The sequence below is a fragment of the Nitrosomonas sp. Nm84 genome, assembly GCF_003201565.1.
Lineage (GTDB): Bacteria > Pseudomonadota > Gammaproteobacteria > Burkholderiales > Nitrosomonadaceae > Nitrosomonas.
In genome coordinates, this window is sequence record NZ_QJJP01000033.1 from 1 (window position 1) to 24,383 (window position 24,383).

Here is a 24,383-nt window from a genome sequence, read left to right on the forward strand (position 1 = left end):
CCTGTCATTCATCGCTCCTTTTTAAAGTAACGATGAACTAAAACACTCTCTTAGGCAATCACGCTATTTTGTCCAATTTGCGCTGACGGGATACAATTATTATGGATTGCCTTGACAGTTATACTGAGTAATGTGCATGTTGCAATGGCTACTCAAGATGACGGTCATGGGAATACGGGGGATAAAGTTGATTTTTCTTTGACGGGAAATGGTTACTTTATTAACAGTACTATCATTACTCGGGATGATGGCCTCTCAAATTATATGAGTTTAAACGGCAAAAGTAAGCAACTGGGTGGGGCGTTAATCAGTGTCCTTGCAGAGGTCGCAGTCAAACTGAACGATGGCGTACCGGAAAGTTGCTTAACTCCCGATGGTGATCAAGGAGTAGTAGCTGAACTCGTAAAATCCAAGGGTATTATTCAACTAAAGAAAAGTGGCGATCAACTATTTACTGAAGCAACTGCATTATCATTGTGTATCAGCCTGAAGTGCTTTGATGAGGATGGAAAAACGAAAGAGGGATGTACGTTCCAGCCATCCGCCACGACTAAAATTACCGGCGGTACCGGGAAATTCTCCTGTGCATCCGGACATCTTAAGGATACACACACTCGCACAGTGCTTGCAATCAATCCAAAGGGGGAACCTTTTGGCAGCGTCTCTGGATATAGCGGACGAGGCACAGTATACACTTCAAACAGCTGCGATAAATAAATCACCTGCTATGTTTGATATTTGTTGTGCGCAGTGACCTCAAACACGCAGTTCAAAAGTATTGCTCTGATAAACTGTGGTTTGTCGGAGCAATAAGCCTTGATCGTGTATGTGAATATGGCTAACCGATTCTTACCACGCTATCGTTTTACGTCGCCGTTAAAACTTATATCCCCGATGCAACGCCACAATACCTGCTGTCAAATTAAAGTATTCTACCCGTTCAAAGCCCACTTGCTGCATCAATTCCTGCAATTCAATCTGGGAAGGGTGCATGCGGATGGATTCGGCCAGATAGCGGTAGCTTTCTGCATCATTGGTAATGACTTTTCCCATCGCGGGCAGTAACTTAAATGAATAAGCGTCGTAGGCCGGTTGCAGCGGTTTCCAGACCTTGGAAAATTCCAGCACAATGACGGTTCCGCCCGGTTTGATGACGCGCAGCATTTCTTTAAGCGCAATATCCTTGTGCGTCATGTTCCTGAGACCAAATGCGACGCTGACGCAATTAAAGTAATTGTCCGGAAAGGGCAATTTCTCTGCATCGCATTGTGCAGCCGGCGTAGGCGTGCCTTCGTCAATCAAACGATCGCGACCGATGGATAGCATGGAGTTGTTGATATCGGTCAACCAGACTTCGCCGGATTTACCTACTTTCTGCAAAAACAGTGTACTTAAGTCGCCGGTGCCGCCCGCAATATCCAATACCTTGTCGCCGTGCTTTACGCCGCTGGTTTCAATGGCAAAGCGCTTCCACAAACGATGCAGCCCAACGGACATCAGATCGTTCATCAGATTGTAGCGTTCTGCTACGGAATGAAAGACTTCGGCGACTTTACCGGCTTTTTCATCTTCAGCAACTGTGTTAAAGCCAAAATGCGTAGTTTTAGTCATGGTAATAATTAAGTTTAAGTATGATGTGACTTATTGATGCGTGTCGATGGCAATTTATTGACAGGAATGATTCATCGTCGGGTTTTTGGTGGCGTGCTCGCGGCTTGCCCCGGCTTCTTCCATGCGTTGCAGATAGCGCTGCCACATTTTATCCTGATTCAGGCCATAGTTATAGAGCAAGTCCCATGAATACAGTCCGGTGTTATGGCCATCGGTAAAATTAAGTTGTATGGCATAATTACCAACGGGCTCGATTTTCCGGATATTGACCATTTTCTTACCGGTTTGGAGTACTTCCTGCCCTGGGCCATGGCCGCTTACTTCGGCTGACGGCGAATGGACACGTAAAAATTCACATGAAAATTGAAAAGTCTTGCCATCAGAGAAGGCAATATCCAGTACTCTGGATTGCTGGTGTAATTTGATTTCTGTGGGGTGCGGTGTGTTTTTGGTTAAGCCGGCCATGATGGTTATTCAATGTAAGTGAGTTAACAGACTGCTAAAAGTAATCGATAAGGCCATTGTAGCAAACTCTGTGCAGGAAAAATTTAATCGATACAGGAATACAGACATGGCTGCAAAAATACTGATCGTGGAAGATGAAGCTGCTATACAGGAATTGATTGCTTATAATCTGCAGCAAGCCGGGTATGAAAGCGTTTGCGCAGAGAATGCCGAGAAGGCGATGGTGCTGATCAATGATGCGCTGCCGGACTTGATTTTGCTGGACTGGATGCTGCCGGGCATGAGCGGTGTCGAGTTTGCAAAGATGTTGCGGCGTAATGAGCGTTCACGCTTAATTCCCATTATTATGCTGACGGCGCGAACACAGGAAGCGGATAAGGTGGCCGGTCTGGAAATTGGTGCGGATGATTACATCACTAAACCTTTCTCGCCACGGGAATTGATTGCCCGTATCAATGCGGTGCTACGTCGATTGATTCCGGAAGCTTCTGACGAAGTGGTTGAAATGGATGGATTGCGGTTGGATCCGGTCAATCATCGCGTAACTGCCGGAAATAAAGAAATTGAACTGGGACCTACCGAATATCGCTTGCTGCATTTTATGATGACGCATACCGAACGTGTCTATTCGCGCAGCCAATTATTGGATCGGGTATGGGGTGATCATGTGTTTGTCGAAGAACGTACCGTCGATGTGCATATTCGTCGACTGCGCAAAGCATTGGAATTGGCAGGCAAGGATGAATGGATACAAACTGTCAGAGGCGCAGGCTATCGGTTTTCGGCGATTGCTTTGCCGCCTACTAAAGCTTCAGATGTCGAAATTTGACAAAGTAAAATGCAGCATTTGAATTTTAAAAACGATGTCAATCAGCATTTTCCTCCCGGCTATCATTTTTCTCAGGGTTATTTAAGTGTCTGATATCTGGAAGCGTTCCTCTAACATCTTACTGATTATTTTTATCGCCGCAGTATTGTGGATGATTTTTGGCGCTGTGAAAGCCCTGATCTTTTTCAGCGCTGTTTTGCTATGGATGGTGTTTCATCATGTGCGCCATTTAGTTGCATTGGAACGCTGGTTACAGCGCTCCGATCATTCTCCTGCCAGTATTCCGGCGGGTTCCTGTGCTTGGGATGATGTGTTCGCGCATTTGTCGCGCTACGTGCGACAGCATAGCCAAAGCCAAGAATTACTGAGTCTGGCATTGGAGCGCATGCGCAATGTCACGTCAGCGATGCCTGACGGCATTGTCATTCTGGATGAAGTGGATCGGATTGAATGGTGTAATCGTGTCGCTGAACAGCACTTAGGCATTCATTTGTCGCTGGATGCGGGTCAGCAAATCACTTATTTGGTGCGGCAAATACCGTTTGTGGAATATCTGGCGGCGCGTCAATACAGTAGTCCTTTAATTATGAAACAAACGCGCCTGAAAGATTTGATCATTTCTTTACAGCTTGTGCCTTATGGCTATAACCAAAAACTTTTGATCAGCCGAGATATTACGCGATTTGAGAAAATAGAAACCATGCGGCGCGATTTTATTGCTAACGTTTCTCATGAGTTGCGCACACCGCTGACGGTTATTGGTGGTTTTCTCGAGACTTTATCAGCGGATGACAATGTTAATACCGGATTCAATAAGCGTGCCTTGGCATTAATGACTGAACAAACTACCCGCATGCAGCGACTGATTGAAGACTTGTTGATTCTGTCGCGACTGGAGAATGAGCAGAATAAAATCAATGAGAAAATAGTCGATGTGGTCAGCTTGCTGCATAACATCCTGCAGGATGCGGAATCGCTCAGCGCCGGGCGTCATCAAATCAAATTGAATATTGCTACGCAAGACCAGCTAATGGGCAGCGAAGAGGAATTGCGCAGCGCGTTTAGTAATTTGATCAGCAATGCGATTCGTTATACGCCGGATAGAGGTGAGATCAGTATCAATTGGGAGAAACATAAGGGGCAAGGTTTGTTTTATGTGCAGGATAGCGGCATTGGTATTGAAGCGGAGCATATTCCGCGTTTGACAGAACGCTTTTATCGCATTGATAGTAGTCGCTCAAGGGAAACCGGTGGAACAGGACTCGGGCTTGCTATCGTCAAGCATGTCTTAAGTCGGCATGAAGCGCGTCTGGAGATTATCAGTCAGGTAGGCAAAGGCAGTCGGTTCAATATATGGTTTCCTGCCGAGCGACTGATTCCATAAAATCAGGTGGTGCAGAATCCTTTGCTGCGGCAATATTTTTTACTTCATTGCGATGGAGAATTACGATTTTTCGACCTTTGCTTAATCTGTCGAACTATCTTTCTGAATCATCATTTTTTTGTGGTCTTCAGCATGAAGCAGGTCTTTTTCTATCGTTTTTTCGTGCTGATGGATATTGGCCAAAGTATGGGATTGGGTATCCTGGCCTCCGCCAAAATAAAATGGATGCTCTTCATATTCTTCGAGTAATTTTTCATCCTCATGCAGCAAGTCTTCTTCTTCATGAGCATGTTTTTCGTAATACTTTATCAAAGCAGCGTGATCGTTATCAGCAATTCCTGCAACCTCATTTGCAAATGCAGGTAGAACGGATAAGCTAAGTGCAAGCGAAGATAATACTATTAAAAGTTTTGATATTTTCATGAGAGTACTCCTAAAGTACAAATGAAATAGACAAGATTATCTTAATTCTATCGGTGCGTTGGATATACTGGGGAAACTCTGATTTTTTACTGAGAGAAACCATTAGCAGGCTGTTGCAAAATGATCTGCCAGGGCTTTTTTACGACTCATCCGTATAACTGCCGCTTCAAACCGCAACGATTCAGTATCGTGGCGCTGATTTCCTCAATGGAGATGTGCGTGGTATCCAAATAGGGAATATTGCATATACGAAATAGCGATTCCTGCCACTGAATTTCCTGCTGGCATTGCGTTAGCGTGGCGTATTGGCTGTTCGGGCGGCGTTCCTGCCGGATGAAATGCAGTTGCGTAGCACTGAGTGTCAGTCCAAATAATTTGCTTCGTACATTTTCCAATACTTTCGGCAACTGCAGTGTGGACATATCTTCTTGCGTCAGCGGATAATTTGCCGCGGCAATGCCATATTGCAATCCCAAATACAGACAAGTCGGTGTTTTGCCGGAGCGGGAAACACCGATCAGGACGATATCCGCGTCAGCAAAATTTTTCGGGTTGACGCCGTCATCGTGCGCCAATACATAATTGATTGCGGCAATGCGTTTGAAATAGGACAGATGGTGCTGCACGCCGTGCGAACGTCCAGTGATGCGCGCAAATGGTTGACTGAGTTCTTCTTCGATGGAACGGATAAAGGTTTCAAAAAAATCAAATTCTCGGCAGTTTGCCTGTTTGATGACTTGCAGGATTTCCGGTTTCAGCAGTGTGCTGAATACCAGAGGTCGATGACCATCCTGTTCGGCGGCACGATTAATCTGCGATAGCACGATTCTGGCTTTTTCGATATCGTCCAGGAACGGTACGTTGACGGTTTGCCATTCAATACCGTCAAACTGAGTCAGTAAACTGTGTCCAAGCGTTTCCGCCGTGATGCCGGTACCGTCCGACAAATAAAAAACCGTGCGTTTTTGTTTTGTCATTTACCAATCCTTGCTAAATGTAGCCACGTATCCATCACTGAATCGGGGTTGAGTGATACGCTGCTGATGCCTTGTTCATATAGCCAAACTGCAAAATCCGGATAGTCGGAAGGTCCCTGTCCGCAGATGCCGATATATTTTCCCTGTTTGCGGCAAGCTTCAATGGCCATTTTGAGTAATTGCTTGACGGCAGGATTACGTTCATCGAATACATGAGCGACCAGGCTGGAGTCGCGATCAATACCGAGCGTTAGCTGAGTCATATCATTGGAGCCAATGGAAAAACCATCAAAGTATTGTAGAAATTCTTCTGCGAGCAGCGCATTGGAAGGAATTTCGCACATCATGATCAAGCGCAAGTCGTTTTTGCCACGCACCAACCCTTGTGTCGTCAGCAGCGCGGTTACTTGTTCGGCTTCTTCCTGCGTGCGGCAAAAAGGAATCATGATTTCCACATTGGTGAGATGCATGTCATCGCGCACTCTGCGTAAAGCGCGGCATTCCAATTCAAAGCAATCACGAAAAGCGACCGAAAGATAACGCGATGCGCCACGAAAGCCGATCATGGGGTTTTCTTCATGCGGTTCATAGCGATTCCCCGCGATTAGGTTGGCATATTCATTGGATTTAAAGTCGGATGTACGCACAATGACAGGGTGCGGATAAAACGCTGCCGCCAGCGTTGCGATACCCTCGACCAATTTATCGACGTAAAAGTCGACGGGACTTTGATAGCCTGCAATGCGACTGCTGATTTCATTTTTCAGATCATCGGGTAATTGATCGAATTCCAACAGTGCTTTGGGATGAATGCCGATCATGTTGTTGATAATAAATTCCAGCCGGGCGAGTCCGATCCCCTGATTGGGGATGAGTGAAAATGCAAAGGCATGAGAGGGATTGCCGACATTCATCATGATTTTGATGGGTAAATTAGGCAATTTTCCAGTGTCGGACGTGGTGTGCTCGAATGGCAGCAAGCCGGCATACACATAGCCTGTATCGCCTTCAGCACAAGAAACCGTAACTTCCGATCCATCCTTGATCAGCGTGGTTGCATCACCGCAACCGACTACCGCGGGAATTCCCATTTCCCTTGCGATAATGGCGGCATGACAGGTGCGTCCGCCACGATTGGTCACAATCGCAGCGGCCCGCTTCATAATGGGCTCCCAGTCCGGATCGGTCATTTCGGTAACGAGTACATCGCCGGGCTGAATTTCATGCATTTGATCCGTATTCATGATCAAGCGGGCTGTTCCTTGGCCAATTTTATGTCCGATTGCCCGGCCTTCTGCGAGCACTGTTCCTGTGCCGTTTAATTTGAAACGTTCCAGCACGGCATTGGCTCGACTTTCAACAGTTTCAGGGCGGGCCTGCACGATGTACAGCTGCCCATCCAATCCATCTAACGCCCATTCGATATCCATTGGGCGGCCATAATGCTGTTCAATGATCAAGGCCTGGCGCGCTAACGCCTCAACTTGGGCATCCGACAGAGAAAAACGCATGCGCCGCTCAATGTTCACATCACGGGTCAGTGTGAATGCATCGTTGGTGTCATTTTTGTTGTTATAAATCATCTCGATGGCTTTCGTGCCTAAACGCCGTGAGAGAATCGCAGGGTATCCTAAATTCAAGCCGCGTTTATAAACATAGAATTCATCAGGATTGACAGTACCCTGTACAATCGTTTCGCCTAAGCCATACGCAGCGGTAATAAAAATAGCATCCCGAAAACCGGATTCAGTATCCAACGTGAACATCACACCGCTGGCACCCAGGTCGCTGCGCACCATTTTTTGAATGCCAGCCGATAGATATACTTTGTCGTGCGGAAATTTTTGATGAACGCGATAAGCAATCGCCCGATCGTTATACAGTGAAGCAAATACGATTTTGATCGCTTCGAGGATCTGATCAAGTCCGCGTACATTCAACAATGTTTCCTGCTGACCCGCAAAGGAAGCATCTGCCAGATCCTCAGCGGTCGCAGAGGAGCGTACTGCGAACGAGATTGCAGCATGATCATTACTCGCCACCAGTTTCTCGTAAGCTTGTGACACTGCAGCTAAAATAGTATCCGGGAGTGTGGCACTGAGCATCCAATCGCGAATTATCTTACCTGCGGTTGTCAGCGCGTTGATATCGTCAACATCCAAGGTATCTAGTATGTGATTGATACGATCAACCAATCCATTAACAATCAGGAATTCCCGGTAAGCTTTGGTCGTGGTGGCAAAACCTGCTGGTACGTTAACGCCTGCTTGTGAAAGGTGGCTAATCATCTCCCCCAGCGAAGCATTTTTACCGCCAACCAAGCCCACATCTTTCATTGTCAATTGGTCAAACCAGGCGATATATTCTGTCATGGTAAGGAACTCCTCTCAATTCATCGTGATTGCTATCATTATAGCTTTGGATGCTATCAGTTTTTGACAAGGTGATGGTCTTTGCTGTAAGGCAAGGCTGCTTAGTTGTAGAGTAGGTTACCAATGGCACATGTACTGCTGGTTATTTTTCATGATGGTTTTTTGTGTATCCAATGACTGAAAAATCGCAAAGATCAAGCTGCGGTGTGTATTGAACTACAACGTAAAGCGCAGTGAAAGGCGGCGTGTGATATTGCTGAACCGGATTTCTTAGACGAGATTAATAGAAAACAAAAAACACCGGTATGTTGGTGATTGACTGACGTCCTTTGACTGATAGATTTTGAATCCAAATGGACAATGTGTGAAATAAAAAAAGCGATCACAGATTTAATCTGTGATCGCTCGATTTTGATTTATTTCTTTCTTATCTTATTACTGTGGAATCATCGTTTACATTGAGTTTTGCTTTATTGATCACGTTATTTTGCTGTTCCATGGCCAATCTTTTATGCAGATTAGCGGTATCTAAATGTTCATTTAATTGTTTTTCATATTCGCGAATATTTGCGATTGTATGTGATTGAACATCTTGGCCACGGCGTCCATAATGAGATGAATGATCTTCATACTCTTCAAGTGCTATTTTGTGTTCTTGTAATTTTGCATCTACTTCTTTGGCTGCGTTTTCATGATGTTCTGCCAAAGCAAAGTGATCTTCGTTATCGATTGCATTTTGTGCAAACGCAGATGATGTGAATGTACCCAATACAAACAAAGACGCGATTAAGAGTGTTGATGTTTTCATGATGAGTATCCTTTAATGATGAACGAATGGTGCCATCTTAATCGAGTCAATAGATTGAGTATATTGGGGAAACTATTGTTTTTTGCTAAGGGTAACCCTTAGGTGGTGGTGATTTCGTCTGACAGTCATGCTGGGAGCTGTATATAGGCGAATGATCTCGATCAATTGATTAAATATTTTCATCATTCTCAACGTTTTTTTCTCTTGTGGGGATTGTTAGTCTGCGGACTCGGATGACTGGTGGCTTGGCGGTTGGCCCAAATCAATACAGCTATTCCCGTCAGAATCATTGGAATGGATAGCCACTGACCCATGGTAACCCCTAGAGTCAGTACACCCATGAAGCCATCTTCCGGTTCGCGATAGAACTCGGCAAATGAACGTAAAACGCCGTAGCCGATCAGGAACATACCGCTAACCGCGCCGGTCGGGCGCGGTTTGGCCGAATAAATCCAGATAAATATAAAAAAAACTATGCCTTCAAGTGCAAATTGATACAGCTGGGAGGGATGGCGAGGCAGTTCGTCAACATAGGGAAAGACCATACCCCAGGGAGCATCGGTGGGACGTCCCCATAACTCTGCGTTGATGAAATTGCCAATTCGACCAGCACCGAGTCCTAAAGGTACTAGTGGTGCAATAAAATCGGTTACCGATAACCACTTCAGTTGGTGTTTACGTGCAACAAGTGACATGGCGATGATGACACCGAGGAATCCGCCATGAAAGGACATGCCACCTTCCCAGATGGCGAAAATTTGCAACGGATGTTCCAGGTAATAACCGAACTGGTAAAACAATACATGCCCCAGGCGTCCGCCCAGGATAACGCCCAGCATGCCGTAAAACAGCGCATCGTCAAGCGTCTCATAGGTAAACACAGAATGTGGGTTATGTTTGATTCGATAACGCCCTAGTAGGATGAACAGCGTAAAGCCGAGCAGATACATCAGTCCATACCAATGGACGGAAAGTGGTCCCACTGAGATGGCAACGGGATCAATTTGAGGATGAACGAGCATAGTTTCGACCTTATTTACGGTAAAATACTGAACATTATACCAAGTGCGTTTGTGATAATCGTACGCCTTGTCATAAATTGTATTTTTATCTTATTTCAGGAGCAAGCATGCCAGACAATAAACGTAGCCAGGCCATTACCCAAGGCGCTCAGCACGCACCGAGCCGTGCGATGTTGCGTGCAGTCGGATTTAACGATGGAGATTTTAACAAGCCGATTGTGGGTGTTGCCAATGGTTATTCCACCATAACACCGTGTAATAAAGGGCTAAATGAACTGTCATTACAAGCGGAGTCGGCATTGAAACGAGCAGGTGCCATGCCGCAGATGTTCGGTACCATCACAGTGTCGGATGGGATTTCCATGGGTACGGAAGGCATGAAGTATTCACTGGTGTCGCGTGAGGTCATTGCTGATTCGATTGAGACCTGCGTACAGGCGGAAAGTATGGATGGCGTGATTGCCATTGGCGGGTGCGACAAGAATATGCCGGGTGCCATGATCGCCATTGCGCGCATGAATGTGCCGGCGATTTTTGTATATGGTGGCACGATTAAACCGGGGCATTATAAAGGTCAAGATCTGACCATCGTCAGCGCCTTCGAGGCAGTCGGGCAGCATAGCGCGCATAAAATAGACGATGAGGAATTGCTGCAGATTGAACGCCATTCCTGCCCCGGCGTAGGTTCTTGTGGCGGCATGTTCACGGCCAATACCATGTCATCCGCTTTTGAAGCGATGGGAATGAGTTTGCCATATTCTTCTACGATGTCCGCTGAAGACAATGAGAAGTTGGTAAGTGCAGGGCAGTCCGCCGAGGTATTGGTCAATGCTATCAGACAGCAAATTCTGCCGCGCGATATCATTACCCGAAAATCGGTAGAAAATGCCATCGCGGTGATCATGGCGGTGGGGGGGTCTACCAATGCAGTATTGCATTTTCTGGCGATTACGCATGCGGCGGAAATTCCATTCAATATCGATGATTTCGAACGGATTCGTGGCAAAGTACCTGTGTTGTGTGACCTGAAACCTTCCGGGCGCTATGTCACGGCTGATCTGCACCAGGCGGGTGGCATTCCACAAGTAATGAAAATGTTGCTGGTGCATGGCTTGCTGCATGGGGATTGCATCACCATCAGTGGACAAACCATTGCAGAAGTCTTACAAAATATTCCGGATACACCACGCGCCGATCAGAATGTGATCCGCCAGTGGGATAATCCGATGTATGCGCAGGGACATTTGGCGATTCTGAAAGGCAATCTATCCACCGAAGGTTGCGTGGCGAAAATTTCGGGAATCAAGAACCCTAAAATTACTGGCCCGGCGCGTGTATTTGAGTCGGAAGAAACCTGTATGGCGGCGATTCTGGCACGCAAAATCCAACCCGGCGATGTGGTGGTGATCCGTTATGAAGGACCCAAAGGCGGACCCGGCATGCGCGAAATGCTGTCGCCGACTTCGGCCTTGATTGGTGAAGGTTTGGGCGATTCTGTCGGATTGATTACCGATGGGCGTTTTTCCGGTGGTACTTATGGCATGGTGGTCGGACACGTTGCACCGGAGGCCTTTGTCGGCGGCAACATTGCATTGGTACAAGAAGGCGATTCGATTACCATTGATGCGGAGCAGCGATTGTTGCAATTAAATGTGCCGGACGCAGTTTTGGCGCAGCGGCGCGCTGCCTGGCAGCCGCCACAACCGCGTTATTCACGCGGTGTGCTGGCCAAATATGCGAAATTGGTATCCAGCGCCAGCGCCGGTGCGATAACGGATTAATCTCTGCAGATTCAATTCCTCGTCCCATGGGGCGAGGTGTTTTGTTGGCAAAACACGTTGTAGCGTCAATACCCGTGCCTGCCTATTTTAGTGCTTTCACCGGAACTAATTAATTTGCCATCAAGTCTTAGCAAAGCCGCTTAATCAGAGGCAGCAGCGGGTTCTGTAGGTGCTTGGGCATGCACGGCAACAAGGTTGTATGCCGGAAATAACAAATCTGCAGGATTTGATGCACGTATGTAAAGTTCAGGGTAGAATGAAAACCCTTTTATAATTTTAATAAGGAAAAAAATATGAAAAGAGTGTTAATAGGAGCCGTTGCTGCGTCAGCCTTATTATTAGCTGGTGTTGCGCAAGCAAATGCAGATCTGGCAAAAAGTAGTGGTTGTTTGAACTGCCATACTGTTGAAACCAAATTGGTTGGTCCAGCGCTGAAAGAAATCGCCGCTAAATATGCTGGCCAAGCTGATGCTTCTGCGTATTTGGCAGACAAGATCGTGAAGGGAAGCAATGGTGTTTGGGGTCCAATTCCAATGCCACCTAATGCTGCTGTTAGCCCAGAAAATGCTAAAGTATTAGCAGATTTCATTCTGACACTGAAGTAAGTCATTCAGGTTTCAGAAAAGCCGACGCTTCATAACGTCGGCTTTTTCTTTGGATAACTATTTTTGTACCCGCCGGGGGAGAGATGAAAACTCGAATCAAATGGAAAGGAAATGTCAGTTTCTTAGCTGAATCAGGTAGCGGTCATTCGGTTTTGATGGATGGTGCACCGGAGGCGGGCGGACAGAATCTCGGACCACGTCCGATGGAGATGCTGTTGATGGGGCTGGGCGGTTGTACCACGTTTGATGTGGTACTGATTTTGAAAAAAAGCCGCCAGGATATTACGGATTGTATGGTAGAGATTGAAGCCGAACGCGCGCCCGTTGATCCAAAGGTATTTACGCACATTCACCTGCATTTCATCATTACGGGCAACAATTTGAATCCACAACAAGTTGAGCGTGCGATTAATCTGTCATCTGAGAAATATTGCTCGGCATCCATCATGCTCAAAGCCGCAGTAAAAATAACGCATGATTTTGAGATTATCGATTGATAACGATGTGATTTTCTGAGTAATCAATATCGTCGTTATAACAAACCGGATTCATGGGCCTGTTGGTCTGCATGATAGCTGGAGCGTACCATCGGTCCACATGCGGCGTGACTGAAGCCCATTGCCAATGCCGCTTGTTCAAACATTTTAAAACCTTCTGGTGTGACATAGCGCATGACCGGCAAATGACCGATACTGGGTTGTAAATACTGACCAATGGTCAGCATTTCTACATTGTGTTCACGCAAATCGCGCAAGACTTCCATAATTTCTTCATCGGTTTCGCCTAACCCAAGCATGAGTCCTGATTTAGTCGGAATATGAGGGAAATCCGCTTTAAAGTCTTTTAGAAGCTTCAGCGAATTCGCATAATCCGCCCCTGGACGGCATTGTTTGTACAATCTCGGTACAGTTTCAAGATTATGGTTCAAGACATCCGGCGGGCAAGCCGCGAGTTTTTCCAGCGCAACTTCCAAGCGGCCTCTAAAGTCCGGTACCAATGTTTCGATTTTTGTATGTGGCGAGTGCGTGCGTATTTCACGGATACAATCAGTAAAGTGTTGCGCGCCACCATCGCGCAGATCGTCACGATCAACACTGGTAATCACGACATATTTCAATTTCATGGCCGCAATGGATTGCGCCAGATGCAGCGGTTCGTCGGCATCCGGTGGTTTGGGTCTGCCATGCGCAACATCGCAGAATGGGCAGCGACGGGTGCATAGATCACCCAGAATCATGAATGTTGCGGTACCTTTGCCAAAGCATTCGCCAATGTTGGGGCAAGCAGCTTCTTCACAGACAGTGTGCAGTTTATGTTCACGTAATAGCTGTTTAACTTCGTAATACTGCTCACTGTTCGACGAACGAACACGAATCCATGAGGGTTTGCGCAGTAGATCGCTACGTGACTGTGGCGTGATTTTGATGGGATTGCGTGCTGTTTTGTCGGCGCCTTTTTGGCGGGTATCAGTAGTCATAATGATAAATAACTTATCCTTTGAGAAGTTTTTCTTGTAATTGATTGGCAAGTTTACTGCTTAAAATTTCCAATCCATCGGTGATTCCCAAGTCTTTGGTTTGCGTGACGCGCAAGCCTTGATAACCGCATGGATTGATATAGGAGAAAGGCGTTAAATCCATATCCACATTGAGCGCTATGCCGTGGTAGCAATAGTTCTTTTTGATTTTGAGTCCCAGTGCCGCAATTTTCGCATTATCGACATAGACCCCGGGTGCATCAATGCGACCAATTGCATTGATGCAATAGGATTTTAGCAAGTCTATCACGGCGTTTTCCATACTTCGGACCAATTCCCGCACGCCAAACTTCAAGCGACGTATATCCAACAATAAATAAGCGATGACTTGCCCTGGCCCATGATAAGTGATCTGACCGCCCCGGTCCGTTTTAATCAAATCAATGCCGTGGTCGTGCAATAGATGTTCAGGTTTTCCCGCAATGCCTTGGGTAAAGACAGGAAAGTGTTGTAATAACCAAATTTCGTCGCAAGTTTCTGCCGTGCGCGTATGGGTAAAATCTTTCATGGCCTGCCAGGTTGTTTGGTAATCGGACAATCCGAATGTTCTGACGATGAAATGGTGGTGCACAGCTGGTGTTGAGAAATAATTTTGCAGCATGGTCGATCACAATACCACAGCAATCATGGGATGCTCGGATAATGCCTGATAGAGTGCATCCAGCTGTGGCCGGGAAGTAGCGCGGATGATGCAGGTGATACTTAAATAAGTCCCGTTCTTGCTGGTCCTGACCGACATGGTTGTGGTATCAAAGTCAGGGGCGTGATGTTTGACGATAGCCAGCACGGTTTGTGTGAAGTTTTGCTGCACTTTTCCCATAATTTTGATGGGAAAATCACAGGGATATTCAATTAAAGAAGGCTGCTCTGTCATGTGCAAAATCGAAAACTGCTTAAGTTCAAATATTCCAGGTACTTTTCAGCGGCTTGCAGTACCTGAAGGATGACCACGCATGTCCGTAGCTTTATATTGTTGATACAACGCATGCAGCTGAGTAAACATGGCGCCTGGTTTTCCATTGCCAACGGGTTTGTTGTCCAGTGATGTAATTGGCATAATTTCCTTGGTGGACGATGTCAATAGGATTTCATCGGCTGTGCGTATTTCTGCTTCTGAAATTTCTCTGATTTCATGCGGGATTCGATTGGCTGCTGCCAGCTCCAGAACAACATCATACGTGATCCCAGGTAACATCAGATGACTCTTTGGCGGCGCTAGCAGCACGTTGTCTTTGACAACGAATATGTTACTGGCCGCGCCTTCCGTGAGAAATCCATCCCGGATCAGGATAGTTTCCAGCGCGTGTACATCCACTGCCAATTGACGCAGCAGCACATTGGGCAATAGCGAAATGGCTTTGACATCGCAGCGTATCCAGCGATTATCCGAGGAGGTAATGGCGGCTGCACCGCTGACCAGCAACTCAGCAGGCGGTGGCAATAGCGGGTTGCTCATGATAAAGACAGTAGGTGGAACGTTAGCAGGAAAAGCATGGTCCCGTTTCGCTACGCCGCGTGTGATGTGGAGATAAAGATACTGATCTTCGCCTTCGTTTTTGGCGATGACTTGCTCCAGTAAGTTCTGCCATTCTTCATTACTGAGCGGATTTCTCAGGCGAATTCCATCCAGACTGTGTTGCAGCCGATTGAGGTGGTTGGTGAGACGGAATGGTTTGCGTGAATAAACGGGAATCACTTCATACACACCGTCACCAAAAATAAAGCCACGATCCAGAACAGGAATGTATGCTTCTTCAATGGGCATAAATTTACCGTTCAGATATATCATGCGAGCCCTTTTGATAGTTTGAATAGAGTTAGGATATTCCAAAAATTCAAGATTCTAAACACAGCGAGTAGCGAAGCGTTATGGCGAAATTTGGATTTTAGTTAAAAAGTAATTTTACACTATCCCAGGTACGACCGAAGATATTCGCTATTTCAACGTTTTCTAAGGCAACTAATGGATAGGTTTCAATAACTTTGTCATCCAGTGTGAATTTGACCGTACCTACTTCCTGGCCAAGTTGAACAGGTGCAATCAGCGGTTGCTTATATTCCATGGTGGCCTTGAGTTTGTCGGATTGGCCTTTGGGCAGCGTAAAATAAACATCACGGTCAAATCCGGCTTTTAATTCATTTTGCGCGCCTTTCCACAAATGGATCGTGGTCAACGGGTCGTTCTTTTTGTATAAATGCAATGTATCGTAAAACTGGAAGCCGTAATTGAGCAATCGCTGGCTTTCAACACTGCGCGCATTGGCGGATTTAGCACCGATGACCACCGATAGCAAGCGTCTTTTGTCGCGAGTCGCTGATGTAATCAGACAATATCCTGCATTCTGGGTCCACCCTGTTTTCATGCCGTCGACATGCGGATCCAGCCATAACAGCCGATTTCTATTGGGTTGTGTAATGTTGTTATAGGTGTATTCTTTTTGTGAATACAGTGGGTAAAATTCAGGAAAATCCCGGATGATTGCCGTTGCCAATACTGTAAGATCATGCGCCGTAGTGTAGTGATTCGGGTCGGGCAAGCCGGTGGAGTTGGTGAAATGCGTGTTTGCCATACCCAAACGCTCGGCTTCTTTATTCATGACATCCGCAAAACCGGCTTCTGAGCCGGAAACTGCTTCTGCCAGAGCGATACACGCATCATTTCCGGATTGCACGATCATGCCTCGGATCAATTCGTCGACGGTAACCTGTTTATTAGGCTCGATAAACATGCGTGAACCAATCATTTTCCAGGCGGTTTGCGATACCGGCACTACCTGATCCAACGTCAGGCGATTTTGCTTTAACGCTGAAAATACGACATAAGCTGTCATCAGCTTGGTGAGAGAAGCTGGTTCTATACGTTCATGTTCATTTTGGCTTGCTAATGGCTGCCCCGTCTGGAAATCCGACAACATGTAAGCTTTAGCCGCAATGGATATACCTTGCTGTTGGGCAGATACTGAAGATACAGCGAAGCACAGTAGTAATGATAAAAATAAATGCTTCATAGAAGGTTTGTAAAAAGTAATCATTATATCCTGCTCTGGGAGAATCTAAAAACATCGCTTTTTTATATGGCCATCCCTATGAATACTCATCAAGTATTGCTAGGCGGTCGATCAATCACACCCATGTGAAAACCCAATTTACCTTGATTGCGTTCTTTAAAGTACTGCTTTAAGGGATCATGAATGACTCGAAACGCCATTTCTTCCCAAGGGATTTCTTGCTCAGACATCAGTTGGACTTCCAAGCTTTCAATGCCGGGACTGAAGTCAAGATCAAGCAGTCGTGCACGGAATAAAAAATACACCTGACTAATGTGGGGAAGGCTGTAGATTGCGTACAGGTCGCCGATTTCCACCTTCGCATTGGCTTCTTCCTGCGTTTCACGCGCGGCAGCCTGCGCCAAGGTTTCATTATTCTCCATAAAACCGGCAGGTAAAGTCCACCAACCAAGGCGCGGTTCTATGGCGCGACGGCATAACAAAACTTTGTCTTCCCACTCGGGAATGCATCCTACAACCATTTTGGGATTTTGATAATGAATGACATGACATGTGGTGCATACATATCGTGGCAGGGAATCGCCCGCGGGTATCAGTAATTCGACCGTGGCGCTACAATTACTGCAGTATTTCATAGGGAATCCTTAAATTTCCTGAAAGCGTTTCAGCGTTCGGTGACAGTGAAGCTCCGCGTTGCTAGTCGGTTGCCGGATTCATCCACCAATTCAACACGCCATGTGCCCAGTCTTTGATGATCCAATTGCTTGCTTGCCTGGGTGCGCCAGTTGTCGAGGCGAATATCCAGAAATAATTGCGAATCCAGTTTATTGTTGCGATACCACAAAATGCCGACGCGCTTACCTTGCAAATTCTTTAAGTGTAAGTAAAAATAAATCGGTTGGGATTTACCCGGCCGTAATTGTATGGAATCAATTGCATCCACCGGTTCACGCGCTTTGACGTCATGGCTCAATTGCGCGCGCAGCACCTGGGGATGATCCGATGTGTTTTGGGGTTCTGGTGGTAATATTGGTTTCGTAGATTCTGTAGATTCCGGTTTATTGCGAGGGACTGCAACCGGTTTATGGATTATGGGTTCAGGTTTCGATTTAACTACCGGTGCAGCGGCTTGACCGGTTGGATTCATGGTTTTTCCAGATTGAATTTTGTCCTTAGGTTGAATGATGTCCGCAGCATTATTCTGTTCAGCAGGTGATTGGCTGAGTTCGGTTTTGGCGGATTGATCTTTTACCGCAGATTCCGGTGCAAGTTCTTCCAGTGGAGTTTTATTTTCTTGCATGGTAGCCGGATCAGTGGCTGTCACAGCTTCTCCATTTGAAGGAGGCTGGACTTTATCGGTACCCAACATGAAATAACCGATCAAAGCAAGAATGGATAGCAACAACAGAACGGCAGCACCAATTTTTTTCCAATCCAGCGAGTGTTCATAGACAATTTCTGGTTCGGGCAAATCAGGGTAGGTCTGTTCGATGGCTTGTTGCGGTTGCTGAATTTGGATGCGGATTTTTAATGTATTGTCGCTCATAAAAGGAATATCTTAAGACATGCTTATGTCTGAAAGTTGGTTTGCGGGCTTTTATTCAGTATAAAGGATTTTTTAGAAATAACAGAATCACGCTTTACAAACCGTCATTACGGATTTTGTTTGAACAGTTAAAAATAAAGTAAGCTATCCGTTGGTTAACAATATTATTTTTGGCTTAAGTCGAATATTTCCAGATCGATAGTCAGCGAAAGTGTTGATAGCAACAAATGACGAAGTATGAATGAAAACATTGAGAAAATAAAACAGTATGTGCAGGACCTGCGTGCCGAGATCGAATTGCATAATTACCGGTATTATGTATTGGACAATCCAACCATGCCTGATGCGGAATATGATCGGCTATTGCGCGAATTGCAGCAGATCGAGCAGGATTATCCGCAACTGATTGCCGTGGACTCGCCGACGCAACGTGTCGGCGCTGCACCGCTCGAAGCCTTTGCGCAAATCGCCCACCATATACCGATGTTGTCGTTGAGCAATGCGTTTGATGCAGTGGAAGTGACAGCGTTTGACCGGCGCGTCTGTGAGGGTTTGTCGGTTGATTCTGTAGAGTATGCGGTGGAGCCAAAATTTGATGGCCTTGCCGTCAGTTTGTGCTACGAGAACGGCATGCTTAGAGCCGGTGCGACGCGTGGCGATGGCTATACCGGCGAAGATATCACGTTAAATTTAAAGACCATTAGATCGATTCCATTATCGCTATCGGTAAAAGATCCGCCACCATTGCTGGAAATCAGGGGGGAGGTGCTGATGCTGAAAGCTGATTTTCTGAGTTTGAATCAACGTCAACTGGCCAAGGGCGAAAAAGAATTTGCCAATCCGCGTAATGCTGCGGCAGGATCGTTACGCCAGCTCGATCCTAGTATCACTGCGACAAGGCGTTTGGCTTTCTTCGCCTATGGCGTTGGTGAAAATCGCGATGTGAACTTGCCGCAGGATACGCATAGCCATGTGATGGCGTATCTTGCATCGCTACATTTTCCCGTTGCGAAAGAATGTCAGGTGGTCAAAGGATTACAGGAATTATTAGCCTATTATCAGGCGATCGGTGCTCAGCGCGAGCGCTTGCCATATGATATTGACGGCGTGGTGTATAAAGTCAACTCGTTGTTGCAGCAGGAGCAATTGGGATTTGTGTCGCGTGCGCCACGATTTGCGGTCGCGCATAAATTTCCGGCACAGGAAGCGGTCACGCAATTGTTGGATATTGATGTGCAAGTCGGCAGAACCGGTGCGTTGACGCCGGTTGCGCGTTTAAAACCGGTATTTGTCGGCGGCGTGACAGTGACCAATGCCACCCTGCACAACGCGGATGAGATCGAGCGCAAGAATGTGCGTATTGGCGATACCGTCATCGTGCGCCGTGCCGGTGATGTGATTCCGGAAGTGGTGTCGGTCATTCTGGAAAAGCGTCCGGCTGACGCGCGAGTTTTTGTGATGCCGTCGCACTGTCCGGTGTGTGGCGCCAAGGCCGTGCGGCTTCCGGAAGAGGCGAAATCACGCTGTACGGGCGGATTATTCTGTCCGGCACAACGCAAACAGGCGATTCTACATTTCGCGTCGCGCCGCGCGATGGATATTGAAGGATTGGGAGACAAACTGGTCAATCAAATGGTGGATCAAGCCATTGTGCGTACACCGGCGGATCTTTATCGATTGGGTGTGGCCGCACTGGCGAGTCTGGAACGCATGGCGGACAAATCGGCCAATAACATTTGGCGTGCGATTGAAAACAGCAAACAGACGACATTGGCACGATTTATTTATGCACTGGGTATCCGCAATGTCGGCGAAGCGACCGCCAAGGATCTGGCAGCGCATTTGGGGAGTCTGGATCGATTGATCGAGGCCAATAGCGAGCGCTTACAGCAAATCCCGGATATCGGTCCGGTGGTTGCGCAAAGTATCGTGGATTTTTTTGCGGAGCGGCATAATTGCGAAGTGATCGAACAACTGCGCTTAAGTGGCGTCTATTGGGATGAACACGAAGGAAAGCCCGCATCAATCGGTATCAGTGTTCCTTTAAACGGCAAGACCTTCGTGCTGACGGGAACGCTGCCCACGATGAGTCGCGAGGATGCCAAGGAAAAAATCGAGGCGTTGGGTGGTAAAGTCAGCGGCAGCGTTTCCAAGAAAACGGATTATGTCGTCGTGGGTACCGATCCAGGTAGCAAGTATGATAAGGCGGTGAGTTTGGGAATTACGATTCTCGATGAAACCGGGCTGCAGGCATTGTTACAATGATGGTTAACTATCCCACTTGGGTCGCAACCGTGAAACAGCAGTAATTTCCTTTCTTAACGATGCATTCCTTGTGCTGGATGTCAGTTTTTAGTAAAGCAGCCAAAAAACTCAGGTCGAGTGCGCAAAATCCCTGCTGTGCTTCGGCGAGTTTATGAAAAATGCAATTATTGGCGATAATTTCGTCGTGCTGATCCGAGCTTTTCCTAACACTTGCGTCATAGCCCAGTTCACTCATAATCGCCGCTACTTCACGAAGCTTGTCAGTTGGCGATAATTGATTCGCCATACGGTTTTCAAACTCTCCCGCCATTTGCTCTCCGAGTGATTGCAAGCATGCTTGCAACTCCTGTTCGCCCAGATTTTTGTCAACCCAGGTAAACAGTAGTTTTGCAATGAACGAATAGCGCCGCTGAAAAAGCTCCAAGCCACTCGGGGATAACGAATAAATTCTGCTGGGCCTGCCGCCGGTGCTTTCTTGCATAGCGCTCTGTATAAAACCACTACTTCCCAGACTGGAAAGGTGCTGATTGACTGCGTTGCGGGAAATGCACAGCAATTGTGACAATTCATCCACCGTGAGCCCGCTGCGGTGATGAAGCAAAGCCGTGACCAATGATTGCTGACTTTGACCTAAAAATGATAAAGCGGACATTCTAATTTCTTTGTAAAAATTGAAGTCAGCAGTTTTGACATATTTTTATTGCAAAAGTCCCAAAATATAAAGTAAAGTAGAATTCCTTACAATATTATATAGAAAAATAGGAGGAGTTAATGCTTACATATCTAATCGTAGTTTTAGCAATCGCAGCTGTTGGAGGTGTCGTATTGGCCTCGAAAGTATTTGCTGGGCAATTGGCACCATGGTCTTTGTCGATTGTTCATGCCTTGCTGGGAGCAACAGGTCTCGTCATGCTGATCATGTTGGTTCTGGAAGGCTCGGGCGATACGCGCCTAACGGCTGCGCTGGGTCTGCTTGTTGTGGCTGCATTGGGTGGATTTTATCTGGCTTCAATCCATGTTAAAGGTAGCGTTGCACCTAAAAACATCGTGCTCATTCACGCAGGTGTGGCGGTAGCAGGCTTTCTGACGCTGTTAAGCATATTTATTTAATTCACAAGGAAAACTCATGAAGCACCCTATCCATCCAATGCTGGTTCATTTCCCGATAGCGACCTGGTTTCTTGCCACGATAGCAGACATCGCCAGTTTATTTACCAATAATGAGCAAGTCGGTTGGGTGGCTGGGGTGTTGCTGGTCATCGGAACGATTACCGCACTATTTGCGATGATGGCCGGTTTATTAGAACTAGGAAAAATTGACGCACAGAGTCCGGCCGCGAAGATTGCCAATCAGCACATGATTTTGATCATGACCAGCTGGTCTTTTTATGCGGTCAGCTTATTTATGCGTCTGAACGGCACGCAGCTCGAGCAACCAGGACTGATTGCCATCGTCTTATCGGTTATTGGGTTTGCTTTTCTTTGCAGCGCAGGTTGGATGGGAGGGAAACTGGTATATGAATATGGTGTTGGTATCCAAAAAGACCTAGGAAACCATAAGTAATCATCATCTGTCATTTCGAAATTCAGAAGGAATTTTTGGTGACCTCAGTAGGAATTTCTTGCTGCATGCGGAATGCTGTTGCTTTTCAACGAGCAGTGCGGTCGCACGCGTAATTGCGTCTCCCTATGTAATTTTATCAATTTTACCTCTAAGCCTTGCATCAGTGGCCGACTGTTAATCGCTTTGCCATGTGACGGTGTTTCTGCATGGAATTCTGCTAAAGTACGACATTAATGCGCATAGGATCATGGGCGACGGGAGGAATCCTGTTTGTTAGGTCGCTCACTGTTTCAGTACAGCGGTTCAATTAAATCCAGTAATTCCATTATCATGAAAAGTGTCCAACAAGCTGAGCGAATACTTGAAGAAGCCGAATTAATTCATTCTGAGCAAACAGTGGTGCAAACAGTGCATCGTTTGGCGACAGATATCACACGGGAATTAGCTCAACAATATCCACTGGTTTTATGTGTGATGGGTGGGGCGGTGGTGTTTACCGGGCAATTGCTGCCGCAACTGCGGTTTCCACTTGATTTCGATTATCTGCATTTGACGCGCTACGACAAAAAAATGACGGGGGGTGAAATTCATTGGCAGGCGGAGCCGAAAGAAAACATGAAAGATCGGGTTGTCTTGGTGCTGGATGACATTCTGGATGAAGGCATTACGCTGGCCGCCATTCGTGACAAAGTATTGGAAAAGGGTGCGAAAGCATTTTATAGTGCGGTTCTTGCAGAAAAAGAAACGGGCAAACCCAAGCCATTCAAGGCTGATTTTGTTGGATTGACTGTGCCGGATCGCTATGTGTTTGGTTTTGGCATGGATATCCACGGCGCGTGGCGGAATTTGCCCGCCATTTATGCAGTGAAAGATTAAGCTTGGTAATGGAGGAATAATGCTTGCAATCATTGGCGGCAGCGGTATGACGCAATTGCCCTGCCTGGAAATATCACACCGGCAGATCATACGCACACCCTATGGCGAACCCTCCGGCCCATTGACGTTTGGTAAAATCAGAGACCGTGATGTCGTGTTTCTGGCGCGGCATGGGCATGGCCATACGATTCCGCCGCATGCTATCAATTACCGCGCAAACTTATGGGCACTGCATTCGTTGAAACCGTTGCACGTCATTGCCGTGGCCTCGGTAGGGGGTATTCGATCCGACTTGGCGCCGGGCCGGCTGGTAGTTCCGGATCAGATCATCGATTACACCTACGGACGCAGTTTCACCTATTTTGACAGCACGGAACAACGCGTGACGCATATTGATTTCACCCTGCCTTATAGTCAGCAAACCCGAGCGTTGCTGTTACAAGGAGCAAAAAATGCCAATACAGAAATTATCGATGGAGGGGTTTATGCAGCGACGCAAGGGCCCAGGCTCGAAACCGCCGCTGAAATCAACCGGCTGGAACGCGATGGGGCGGATATGGTTGGCATGACCGGTATGCCGGAAACCGCGCTGGCAAGGGAATTGGAATTGAATTACGCCACCATTGCCGTGGTCGCCAATTATGCCGCCGGCCGCGGCACTAACGTGAATGGCATACCGCTCAAGGAAATTAACGCGGTGTTGGAACAGGCGATGGTGCGTGTCAGAAACATATTGGAACATGTGGTGAGTTGTCATGGCGATTAGACCGGTACTGAGAATGGGTGACCCCGTATTGTTGCAGGTCGCGGAAAAAATCGACCGATTCGATACTCCCGAGCTGCACGCGTTAATCCAGGATATGTACGACACTATGGAGTCGCTGAATGGCGCAGGCCTGGCGGCACCGCAGATTGGCGTGAGCTTGCAGGTGGCGATTTTCGGCTTTGACAAGAATCAGCGCTATCCCGATGCCGACGAAGTGCCTTTTACAGTTTTGCTTAACCCGCAGCTGACACCGTTATCCGATGAAATGGAAGACGGTTGGGAAGGCTGCCTGAGCGTACCCGGAATGCGCGGCGTGGTACCGCGCTATGCGCACTTGCGCTATCAGGGCGTGGATCAATATGGAACGGTGATTGATCGCAAAGTCAGCGGCTTTCACGCGCGCGTGGTGCAACATGAATGTGATCACTTGCAGGGGATTCTGTATCCGATGCGGATCACGGATTTTAGGCAATTTGGGTTTACGGATGTGCTGTTTCCGGGGCAGGTGGTTGTGGATGATTAGGTTTGGATTATTTGCTTAGTA

Annotated in this window: 27 protein-coding genes; 12 read left to right on the top strand and 15 right to left on the bottom strand. The window is 47.0% G+C overall.

The genetic code is table 11. From position 1 onward, the window contains the following. Positions 1-144: 144 nt before the first annotated feature. Positions 145-717, top strand: coding sequence for a hypothetical protein (locus tag C8R34_RS14010; RefSeq protein WP_110341619.1), 573 nt, complete (start codon positions 145-147; stop codon positions 715-717). Positions 718-876: 159 nt separating this feature from the next. On the opposite strand, the gene ubiE is transcribed toward C8R34_RS14010, so the two are convergent. Both ubiE and C8R34_RS14020 read right to left on the bottom strand, forming a co-directional pair. After that, entirely contained in the window at positions 877-1,611 is a 735-nt protein-coding gene (ubiE, locus tag C8R34_RS14015) for a bifunctional demethylmenaquinone methyltransferase/2-methoxy-6-polyprenyl-1,4-benzoquinol methylase UbiE (protein ID WP_110341621.1), read from the bottom strand. A gap of 54 nt (positions 1,612-1,665) precedes the next feature. Beyond that, the gene (locus C8R34_RS14020; protein ID WP_110341623.1) at positions 1,666-2,076 is read right to left on the bottom strand and encodes a gamma-butyrobetaine hydroxylase-like domain-containing protein; all 411 of its coding nucleotides are present in this window, start codon (positions 2,074-2,076) and stop codon (positions 1,666-1,668) included. 106 nt (positions 2,077-2,182) lie between these two features. Between C8R34_RS14020 and phoB the strand changes: the two genes are divergently transcribed. Together phoB and phoR are read left to right on the top strand one after the other, a co-directional pair. Beyond that, positions 2,183-2,905 carry a phosphate regulon transcriptional regulator PhoB gene (gene phoB, locus C8R34_RS14025; RefSeq protein WP_110341625.1) on the top strand — a complete coding sequence of 241 codons (723 nt, stop codon included), beginning with the start codon at positions 2,183-2,185 and terminating at the stop codon, positions 2,903-2,905. 85 nt (positions 2,906-2,990) lie between these two features. Next, positions 2,991-4,289, top strand: a complete 1,299-nt coding sequence (phoR, locus tag C8R34_RS14030) for a phosphate regulon sensor histidine kinase PhoR (protein WP_110341627.1) — start codon at positions 2,991-2,993, stop codon at positions 4,287-4,289. Positions 4,290-4,370: 81 nt separating this feature from the next. Here the strand turns inward: phoR and C8R34_RS14035 are convergent, their stop codons facing one another. From C8R34_RS14035 to lgt, 5 genes are all read right to left on the bottom strand, one after another. Beyond that, positions 4,371-4,712 carry a hypothetical protein gene (locus tag C8R34_RS14035; RefSeq protein ID WP_110341629.1) on the bottom strand — a complete coding sequence of 114 codons (342 nt, stop codon included), beginning with the start codon at positions 4,710-4,712 and terminating at the stop codon, positions 4,371-4,373. Positions 4,713-4,858: 146 nt separating this feature from the next. Beyond that, the gene (locus tag C8R34_RS14040) at positions 4,859-5,689 is read right to left on the bottom strand and encodes a pyruvate, water dikinase regulatory protein (RefSeq protein WP_110341631.1); all 831 of its coding nucleotides are present in this window, start codon (positions 5,687-5,689) and stop codon (positions 4,859-4,861) included. Further along, positions 5,686-8,061, bottom strand: a complete 2,376-nt coding sequence (ppsA, locus tag C8R34_RS14045) for a phosphoenolpyruvate synthase (protein ID WP_110341633.1) — start codon at positions 8,059-8,061, stop codon at positions 5,686-5,688. Before ppsA ends, C8R34_RS14040 begins: the two co-directional genes overlap by 4 nt. Before the next feature lie 427 nt (positions 8,062-8,488). Beyond that, a complete protein-coding gene (locus tag C8R34_RS14050) occupies positions 8,489-8,869 on the bottom strand; it encodes a hypothetical protein (RefSeq protein WP_110341635.1) in 381 nt (126 codons plus the stop codon). A gap of 188 nt (positions 8,870-9,057) precedes the next feature. Next, complete coding sequence (gene lgt, locus C8R34_RS14055; RefSeq protein WP_110341637.1) at positions 9,058-9,891, bottom strand: prolipoprotein diacylglyceryl transferase; 834 nt, start codon at positions 9,889-9,891, stop codon at positions 9,058-9,060. Between the two features lie 107 nt (positions 9,892-9,998). Between lgt and ilvD the strand changes: the two genes are divergently transcribed. The 3 genes from ilvD to C8R34_RS14070 all read left to right on the top strand — a co-directional run bounded on the left by ilvD (position 9,999) and on the right by C8R34_RS14070 (position 12,774). After that, complete coding sequence (gene ilvD / locus C8R34_RS14060; RefSeq protein WP_110341639.1) at positions 9,999-11,672, top strand: dihydroxy-acid dehydratase; 1,674 nt, start codon at positions 9,999-10,001, stop codon at positions 11,670-11,672. 293 nt (positions 11,673-11,965) lie between these two features. Beyond that, the gene (locus C8R34_RS14065) at positions 11,966-12,277 is read left to right on the top strand and encodes a c-type cytochrome (RefSeq protein ID WP_110341641.1); all 312 of its coding nucleotides are present in this window, start codon (positions 11,966-11,968) and stop codon (positions 12,275-12,277) included. An 83-nt stretch (positions 12,278-12,360) separates the two neighbouring features. Beyond that, positions 12,361-12,774, top strand: coding sequence for an OsmC family protein (locus C8R34_RS14070; protein WP_110341643.1), 414 nt, complete (start codon positions 12,361-12,363; stop codon positions 12,772-12,774). A gap of 35 nt (positions 12,775-12,809) precedes the next feature. Here the strand turns inward: C8R34_RS14070 and lipA are convergent, their stop codons facing one another. The 7 genes from lipA to C8R34_RS14105 form a co-directional block, all read right to left on the bottom strand. Next, positions 12,810-13,754 (bottom strand): lipoyl synthase, encoded by a 945-nt coding sequence (gene lipA / locus C8R34_RS14075; RefSeq protein WP_110341645.1) that lies wholly within the window; start codon positions 13,752-13,754, stop codon positions 12,810-12,812. Between the two features lie 13 nt (positions 13,755-13,767). Further along, positions 13,768-14,415, bottom strand: a complete 648-nt coding sequence (lipB, locus tag C8R34_RS14080; RefSeq protein WP_110341647.1) for a lipoyl(octanoyl) transferase LipB — start codon at positions 14,413-14,415, stop codon at positions 13,768-13,770. A gap of 6 nt (positions 14,416-14,421) precedes the next feature. After that, positions 14,422-14,688 carry a YbeD family protein gene (locus tag C8R34_RS14085; RefSeq protein WP_110341649.1) on the bottom strand — a complete coding sequence of 89 codons (267 nt, stop codon included), beginning with the start codon at positions 14,686-14,688 and terminating at the stop codon, positions 14,422-14,424. A 45-nt stretch (positions 14,689-14,733) separates the two neighbouring features. Continuing rightward, a complete protein-coding gene (locus C8R34_RS14090) occupies positions 14,734-15,603 on the bottom strand; it encodes a D-amino acid aminotransferase (protein ID WP_110341651.1) in 870 nt (289 codons plus the stop codon). Positions 15,604-15,700: 97 nt separating this feature from the next. After that, positions 15,701-16,822: a D-alanyl-D-alanine carboxypeptidase family protein gene (locus C8R34_RS14095; RefSeq protein WP_110341690.1), complete on the bottom strand. Its 1,122-nt coding sequence runs from the start codon at positions 16,820-16,822 to the stop codon at positions 15,701-15,703. 89 nt (positions 16,823-16,911) lie between these two features. Next, entirely contained in the window at positions 16,912-17,457 is a 546-nt protein-coding gene (locus C8R34_RS14100; RefSeq protein ID WP_110341653.1) for an NUDIX hydrolase, read from the bottom strand. A gap of 29 nt (positions 17,458-17,486) precedes the next feature. Beyond that, the gene (locus C8R34_RS14105) at positions 17,487-18,368 is read right to left on the bottom strand and encodes a DUF2914 domain-containing protein (RefSeq protein ID WP_110341655.1); all 882 of its coding nucleotides are present in this window, start codon (positions 18,366-18,368) and stop codon (positions 17,487-17,489) included. Positions 18,369-18,605: 237 nt separating this feature from the next. On the opposite strand from C8R34_RS14105, the gene ligA reads away from it, so the two are divergent. Beyond that, positions 18,606-20,633 carry an NAD-dependent DNA ligase LigA gene (ligA, locus tag C8R34_RS14110; protein WP_110341657.1) on the top strand — a complete coding sequence of 676 codons (2,028 nt, stop codon included), beginning with the start codon at positions 18,606-18,608 and terminating at the stop codon, positions 20,631-20,633. 7 nt (positions 20,634-20,640) lie between these two features. Here ligA and C8R34_RS14115 read toward each other — a convergent pair whose 3' ends face one another. Then, positions 20,641-21,285, bottom strand: a complete 645-nt coding sequence (locus C8R34_RS14115; protein ID WP_110341658.1) for a metalloregulator ArsR/SmtB family transcription factor — start codon at positions 21,283-21,285, stop codon at positions 20,641-20,643. A gap of 119 nt (positions 21,286-21,404) precedes the next feature. Here C8R34_RS14115 and C8R34_RS14120 point away from each other — a divergent pair, with 119 nt between their 5' ends. From C8R34_RS14120 to def, 5 genes are all read left to right on the top strand, one after another. Beyond that, positions 21,405-21,743 carry a hypothetical protein gene (locus C8R34_RS14120; RefSeq protein WP_110341660.1) on the top strand — a complete coding sequence of 113 codons (339 nt, stop codon included), beginning with the start codon at positions 21,405-21,407 and terminating at the stop codon, positions 21,741-21,743. Positions 21,744-21,759: 16 nt separating this feature from the next. Then, positions 21,760-22,197 carry a DUF2231 domain-containing protein gene (locus C8R34_RS14125; protein WP_110341662.1) on the top strand — a complete coding sequence of 146 codons (438 nt, stop codon included), beginning with the start codon at positions 21,760-21,762 and terminating at the stop codon, positions 22,195-22,197. 330 nt (positions 22,198-22,527) lie between these two features. Further along, a complete protein-coding gene (locus C8R34_RS14130; protein WP_110341692.1) occupies positions 22,528-23,073 on the top strand; it encodes a hypoxanthine-guanine phosphoribosyltransferase in 546 nt (181 codons plus the stop codon). Positions 23,074-23,092: 19 nt separating this feature from the next. Beyond that, on the top strand, positions 23,093-23,839 hold the full coding sequence (locus tag C8R34_RS14135; protein WP_110341664.1) for an S-methyl-5'-thioinosine phosphorylase: 747 nt from the start codon (positions 23,093-23,095) through the stop codon (positions 23,837-23,839). Continuing rightward, positions 23,829-24,362 (top strand): peptide deformylase, encoded by a 534-nt coding sequence (gene def, locus C8R34_RS14140; protein ID WP_110341666.1) that lies wholly within the window; start codon positions 23,829-23,831, stop codon positions 24,360-24,362. The genes C8R34_RS14135 and def overlap by 11 nt, the downstream gene beginning before the upstream one ends. Positions 24,363-24,383 lie beyond the last annotated feature (21 nt).

Coding starts and splice junctions, on each gene's coding strand:
- C8R34_RS14120 (WP_110341660.1), top strand. CDS start 21,405: ATGCTTACATATCTAATCGTAGTTTTAGCAATCGCAGCTGTTGGAGGT.
- C8R34_RS14040 (WP_110341631.1), bottom strand. CDS start 5,689: ATGACAAAACAAAAACGCACGGTTTTTTATTTGTCGGACGGTACCGGC.
- C8R34_RS14125 (WP_110341662.1), top strand. CDS start 21,760: ATGAAGCACCCTATCCATCCAATGCTGGTTCATTTCCCGATAGCGACC.
- C8R34_RS14095 (WP_110341690.1), bottom strand. CDS start 16,822: ATGAAGCATTTATTTTTATCATTACTACTGTGCTTCGCTGTATCTTCA.
- C8R34_RS14065 (WP_110341641.1), top strand. CDS start 11,966: ATGAAAAGAGTGTTAATAGGAGCCGTTGCTGCGTCAGCCTTATTATTA.
- C8R34_RS14090 (WP_110341651.1), bottom strand. CDS start 15,603: ATGATATATCTGAACGGTAAATTTATGCCCATTGAAGAAGCATACATT.
- lipA (WP_110341645.1), bottom strand. CDS start 13,754: ATGACTACTGATACCCGCCAAAAAGGCGCCGACAAAACAGCACGCAAT.
- lipB (WP_110341647.1), bottom strand. CDS start 14,415: ATGCTGCAAAATTATTTCTCAACACCAGCTGTGCACCACCATTTCATC.
- C8R34_RS14020 (WP_110341623.1), bottom strand. CDS start 2,076: ATGGCCGGCTTAACCAAAAACACACCGCACCCCACAGAAATCAAATTA.
- C8R34_RS14050 (WP_110341635.1), bottom strand. CDS start 8,869: ATGAAAACATCAACACTCTTAATCGCGTCTTTGTTTGTATTGGGTACA.
- ubiE (WP_110341621.1), bottom strand. CDS start 1,611: ATGACTAAAACTACGCATTTTGGCTTTAACACAGTTGCTGAAGATGAA.
- ligA (WP_110341657.1), top strand. CDS start 18,606: ATGAATGAAAACATTGAGAAAATAAAACAGTATGTGCAGGACCTGCGT.
- C8R34_RS14070 (WP_110341643.1), top strand. CDS start 12,361: ATGAAAACTCGAATCAAATGGAAAGGAAATGTCAGTTTCTTAGCTGAA.
- lgt (WP_110341637.1), bottom strand. CDS start 9,891: ATGCTCGTTCATCCTCAAATTGATCCCGTTGCCATCTCAGTGGGACCA.
- C8R34_RS14115 (WP_110341658.1), bottom strand. CDS start 21,285: ATGTCCGCTTTATCATTTTTAGGTCAAAGTCAGCAATCATTGGTCACG.
- ilvD (WP_110341639.1), top strand. CDS start 9,999: ATGCCAGACAATAAACGTAGCCAGGCCATTACCCAAGGCGCTCAGCAC.
- C8R34_RS14100 (WP_110341653.1), bottom strand. CDS start 17,457: ATGAAATACTGCAGTAATTGTAGCGCCACGGTCGAATTACTGATACCC.
- C8R34_RS14035 (WP_110341629.1), bottom strand. CDS start 4,712: ATGAAAATATCAAAACTTTTAATAGTATTATCTTCGCTTGCACTTAGC.
- C8R34_RS14135 (WP_110341664.1), top strand. CDS start 23,093: ATGCTTGCAATCATTGGCGGCAGCGGTATGACGCAATTGCCCTGCCTG.
- C8R34_RS14085 (WP_110341649.1), bottom strand. CDS start 14,688: ATGACAGAGCAGCCTTCTTTAATTGAATATCCCTGTGATTTTCCCATC.
- C8R34_RS14105 (WP_110341655.1), bottom strand. CDS start 18,368: ATGAGCGACAATACATTAAAAATCCGCATCCAAATTCAGCAACCGCAA.
- def (WP_110341666.1), top strand. CDS start 23,829: ATGGCGATTAGACCGGTACTGAGAATGGGTGACCCCGTATTGTTGCAG.
- phoB (WP_110341625.1), top strand. CDS start 2,183: ATGGCTGCAAAAATACTGATCGTGGAAGATGAAGCTGCTATACAGGAA.
- ppsA (WP_110341633.1), bottom strand. CDS start 8,061: ATGACAGAATATATCGCCTGGTTTGACCAATTGACAATGAAAGATGTG.
- C8R34_RS14130 (WP_110341692.1), top strand. CDS start 22,528: ATGAAAAGTGTCCAACAAGCTGAGCGAATACTTGAAGAAGCCGAATTA.
- C8R34_RS14010 (WP_110341619.1), top strand. CDS start 145: ATGGCTACTCAAGATGACGGTCATGGGAATACGGGGGATAAAGTTGAT.